3 protein-coding genes are annotated in these 4271 nt (G+C 49.8%); 1 reads left to right on the top strand and 2 read right to left on the bottom strand.

What is annotated here, in order from left to right:
• Positions 1 to 202 precede the first annotated feature (202 nt).
• Positions 203 to 865, bottom strand: a complete 663-nt coding sequence (locus tag AB7U36_RS19575) for a nitroreductase family protein (RefSeq protein WP_428161318.1) — start codon at positions 863 to 865, stop codon at positions 203 to 205.
• Between the two features lie 252 nt (positions 866 to 1117).
• Between AB7U36_RS19575 and AB7U36_RS19570 the strand changes: the two genes are divergently transcribed.
• Positions 1118 to 3376, top strand: coding sequence for a methyl-accepting chemotaxis protein (locus tag AB7U36_RS19570; RefSeq protein ID WP_428161317.1), 2259 nt, complete (start codon positions 1118 to 1120; stop codon positions 3374 to 3376).
• Positions 3377 to 3543: 167 nt separating this feature from the next.
• Here AB7U36_RS19570 and AB7U36_RS19565 read toward each other — a convergent pair.
• Positions 3544 to 4271 (bottom strand): glutamate-5-semialdehyde dehydrogenase (locus tag AB7U36_RS19565; RefSeq protein WP_428161316.1); only part of this gene is annotated, 728 nt, incomplete at its 5' end.

The following is a 4271-nucleotide window of genomic DNA, read 5'->3' as shown; positions in this document are numbered from 1 at the left end:
GCCTGGAAAAGCGATTCCCACGCCCCGGTGGTTTGAAACATGGGTGACAGATCCCAGCAGTCACTTTGAAGGACCTCTTTTCTCGGGGTGTTCGGCTGATGAACCATAAAAAACTCCTTTGGCTGGTGGATAAATCAGTTACAGATATCTGGTTAGGGTATTGCGCAGGTCTTGTCAAGAATGAAGCCCACTGTTTAATAATCTATCGAATGATCTGTATCGTGCCGTCTTTACGCGCAGGCACGGGCGATGCTTTGCCGATAAACCCGACAGCCGCGCAAGCGCAGATCGTGTTCTCCTTTGGGATGCCCATTTCAAGCAGATATGCACGGATGCTCGGATCATCCCGAAGCCAATGAAGTTGATTAATATAACAGCTTCCCAGTCCAAGGGACTGAGCCCCAAGAAATATATTCTGAAGGGCCAGGGCACAATCTGCCATCGCATTTTCGTAATTGGGTTTATTGGAGGCAATAATGAGTGTTGGGGCGTTGTGGTAGAAGTTATAGCCTTCCTGTTTTGACCGCTTTTTCATGGCATGCTTTCCGGGGTAATCGTCATCAGGGATCCAATGTTGAAATCCTTCACAAACCAGCCGGTTTAAGTGAAGAAGCACACTTTTTTTCTGAATGGCAGTAAACAACCAGCTTTGGTTGTTGCCGCCACTGGGCGCCCATATTGCAGCATCAAGCAGCGCATCCAGTTGTTCTGATGATATTTGCTGTTCAGTAAATTTGCGCGTACTTCTTCGTTCATGAATGCAATTTAGGACCTCGTTATTTAAACTCATATCATCTCCCCCTGCCGAATATATTGGCTTCAGACCCCTAAAAAAAGAACGTTGATAATCAATGAATTCTTCCAAATGAATTCTTCCAATTGATCACACATTTTAATATTATAAATGCACAATGCTCCAACTGACAACAGGTTGTTTTGATGTTTGCCAAGCTCTAAGGCAAGTCTTTTATATATAAACTTGAATAACATTTTGAATTTATTCATAGTATTTTGCGGATTAAGCCAGGGTCTTGATAGACCGGGTCGGCCCATGGCCATTCGTATCCAAATATTCTGAGTTTGATATCAATAAGGCGGTGAATCAAAAGGAGTAGAAATGAACTGGAAAAATTTAACCATTGGAAAGCAGATTGGTGTGGGGTTCGGGGTTGTAATTTTGCTTTTGATAATGCTGGGAGGGCTCAGTTTCATCGGGGTTGGAGGTGTCGTTGATAATGCCGAAGAAGTCATTGACGGCAATAAACTGGACGGGAATCTGGCCCAGAAAGAAGTGGATCATCTGAACTGGGTGAACAAGGTAAACGCATTGCTGACGGACAAAGAGATTACCAAGCTGGAGGTGGAGACAGATCATCACAAATGCGGATTCGGAAAATGGCTCTACGGAGAAGAGCGAAAAGAGGCAGAGTCCATGGTTCCGTCCCTGCAACCCCTGTTAAAGGAGATTGAAGCGCCCCATAAACAGCTTCATGATTCTGCCATCGCCATCGGAAAGGTATTCAGTCAAGCTGATCAAAAACTGCCAACCCTGTTGACCGAACGGGAGGTGGATCATTTCAAATGGGCCGCCAAGATTCGAGATGCTTTTATTCAAAAGCATGACTCCCTCGGAGTTACAATGGATCCGACCCAGTGTGCCCTGGGCAAATGGCTGCAGTCCAATGCGGCCGCACAGGTGTATGAAAGTGAAGATGCAGAGTTTAAAAATGTCTGGGATGATATGGTGGCAGCACATACAGAACTTCATAAATCTGCGGTCGATATTGAAACCCACCTGGCATTTGAGAAATTGTTTCGGTTGGAAACGGATATACAGGAAATGAACAAAGAATTCGAACAGTTGGGGCATACCCTTTTGGACGTGCTGAAAAAGGGCAGGGGGGCCGTCATTGATTCGTCAAAGGAAAAAGCCGCCAACTCCGGGGATACGGTGGCCATGAACCGGTGGGGCAATCTCGATATGATCATGAATGAACAGGTTATCCAACCTTTTTTAACCGCACGTCTGGCCCTATATAGATTTGAGATCGGAAAAACCGAACAAGAATGGAGTGATTATCAGGGCAAGGTGCGTATCTTCAGGGCTGGAATCGACGCCTGGCAGAAATTAAGCCGAGGGGAGTCGGCTTTGGAGCAGGTCATGGTCCGGCTCAAGGATCTGGCCGAACAATGGTCTGCCAAGTCTGAAATCTATTACAGATCCATAATGGAGGAAAATAAAGCCAATGCATCCGTCCAACAAGCCCTGGACATATACAACACCCAGACCCTGCCGCTGCTGGACAAAACCATCGCCCGGCTTCAAGATCTGAAAAAAGAGGCAGAGCACGAGCTTCACGGAATGCGCGAGGCCTCCCGGATTTATGCCGGCCAGACCATCCCGGCCCTGAAAGAGGTTCAGCGGCTTTTGGGAAATATCAGAAAAGAGGCCAGACAGCATATCATGACCGACGAAATCATGCTGGAGGCCGCTAACGGAACTAAAAGAAATGTGGTTATTACGGCCGTGGCAGCCATCCTGGCAGGGGCTTTTCTGGCCTTTGTCATTGCCCGGGGCATTATCAGTGTTCTGATCCGAATCAGCGATGGTTTAGGAGAAGGCGCCAACCAGGTAGCATCTGCATCCAACCAGATTTCTTCATCCAGTCAGTTCATGGCCGAGGGATCTTCCCAGCAGGCCGCGGCTATAGAAGAGACCTCATCTTCCATGGAGGAAATGGCCTCCATGACCAAGAAGAATGCCGAGAACGCAAGCAATGCAGATAGCCTGATGAAAGAATCCAACCAGATCGTGGTCAGCGCCAATCAATCCATGGCGCAACTGATCCGGTCCATGGAAGAGATCACCAAGGCCAGCGAGGAAACATCAAAGATTATTAAAACCATCGACGAAATCGCCTTCCAGACCAATCTCCTGGCTCTGAATGCCGCTGTGGAGGCAGCCAGGGCCGGTGAGGTCGGGGCCGGTTTTGCAGTGGTGGCCGATGAGGTCCGGAACCTTTCCATGAGAGCCGCTAGGGCAGCCAAGGATACGGCAGAACTCATTGAAGATACGGTGAAAAAGGTAAATGACGGTTCGGATATCGTCACCGCCGCCAACCAGGCATTCGGCCAGGTGACCCAGAGTTCTGAAAAGATAAGCCATCTGGTGGCTGAAATTTCTGAAGCTTCCCGGGAACAGTCAGACGGGATAGATCAAGTCAACAAGGCCATCGCGGAGATGGATACAGTGGTTCAGCGGAATGCGTCCACTGCCGAAGAATCTGCCTCTGCCGCAGAGGAAATGAATGCCCAGGCCGAGCAACTTCGGGATTATGTCTTTGAACTGTCCATGATGGTAACCGGAAAAAAATAGAACATGTCGCTGGGATATACCCCTATTTTCTCATGGTGTACCGGAATTTTTTCCATAAAACTGAACCATCCGGCAAATTAACTTAAAATTTGAGATCGGCCCGGATAATCTTGACCGGATCATTCTGGCCGGATCTCAATTTTTAAGTGACATTGAAGCGGTGCTGATCAGATCCTGATCTGCCCGTTCCCCCAGGCCACAAATTTAGTGGTGGTCAGCTCTTTTATGCCCATGGGGCCGTAGGCGTGCAACTTGGAGGTGGATATGCCGATCTCAGCGCCCAGGCCCAGCTGCCCTCCGTCATTGAACCGGGTGGATGCATTGACAATGACAAGGGAGGCGTCCACTTCCCGGATAAAGCGCCGGGACCGGTTCAGGTCCGTTGTGATGATCGCTTCTGTGTGGTTGGAGCCGTAGGCCGCGATGTGGGCCATGGCGTCATCCATGTCCTTAACCACCTTGACGGCCAGAATCAGATCCAGGTATTCCATAGGCCAGTCCGCTTCGGTGGCGGGAACGGCATCGGGAAGTATTGCGCAGGTTTTAGGGCATCCCCTGAGGGTGACACCGGCCTGGGTCAGTGCCTTGTGGACCATGGGCAGAAATTGTTGGGCCACACCTTCATGAACCAGCAGGGTTTCCAGGGCATTGCATACCCCGGGCCGTTGGGCCTTGGCATTGAGTACGATGCTCACGCCCATCTCCAGGTCCGCCAGCTCATCCACATAGGCGTGGCAGACCCCTTTGTAATGCTTGAGGACTGGGATTCTGGAGGCTGCCACCACATGGCGGATCAGACCTTCTCCACCCCGGGGGATGATCAGGTCGATATATTCTTCCTGCTTGAGCATGATATCCACGGCAGCCCGGTCCGATGTGGGGATGACTTGAACTG

The organism is Desulfobacter sp. (assembly GCF_050177295.1).
This window is presented reverse-complemented; position numbering and strand designations above follow the sequence as displayed.

Coding starts and splice junctions, on each gene's coding strand:
- AB7U36_RS19570 (WP_428161317.1), top strand. CDS start 1,118: ATGAACTGGAAAAATTTAACCATTGGAAAGCAGATTGGTGTGGGGTTC.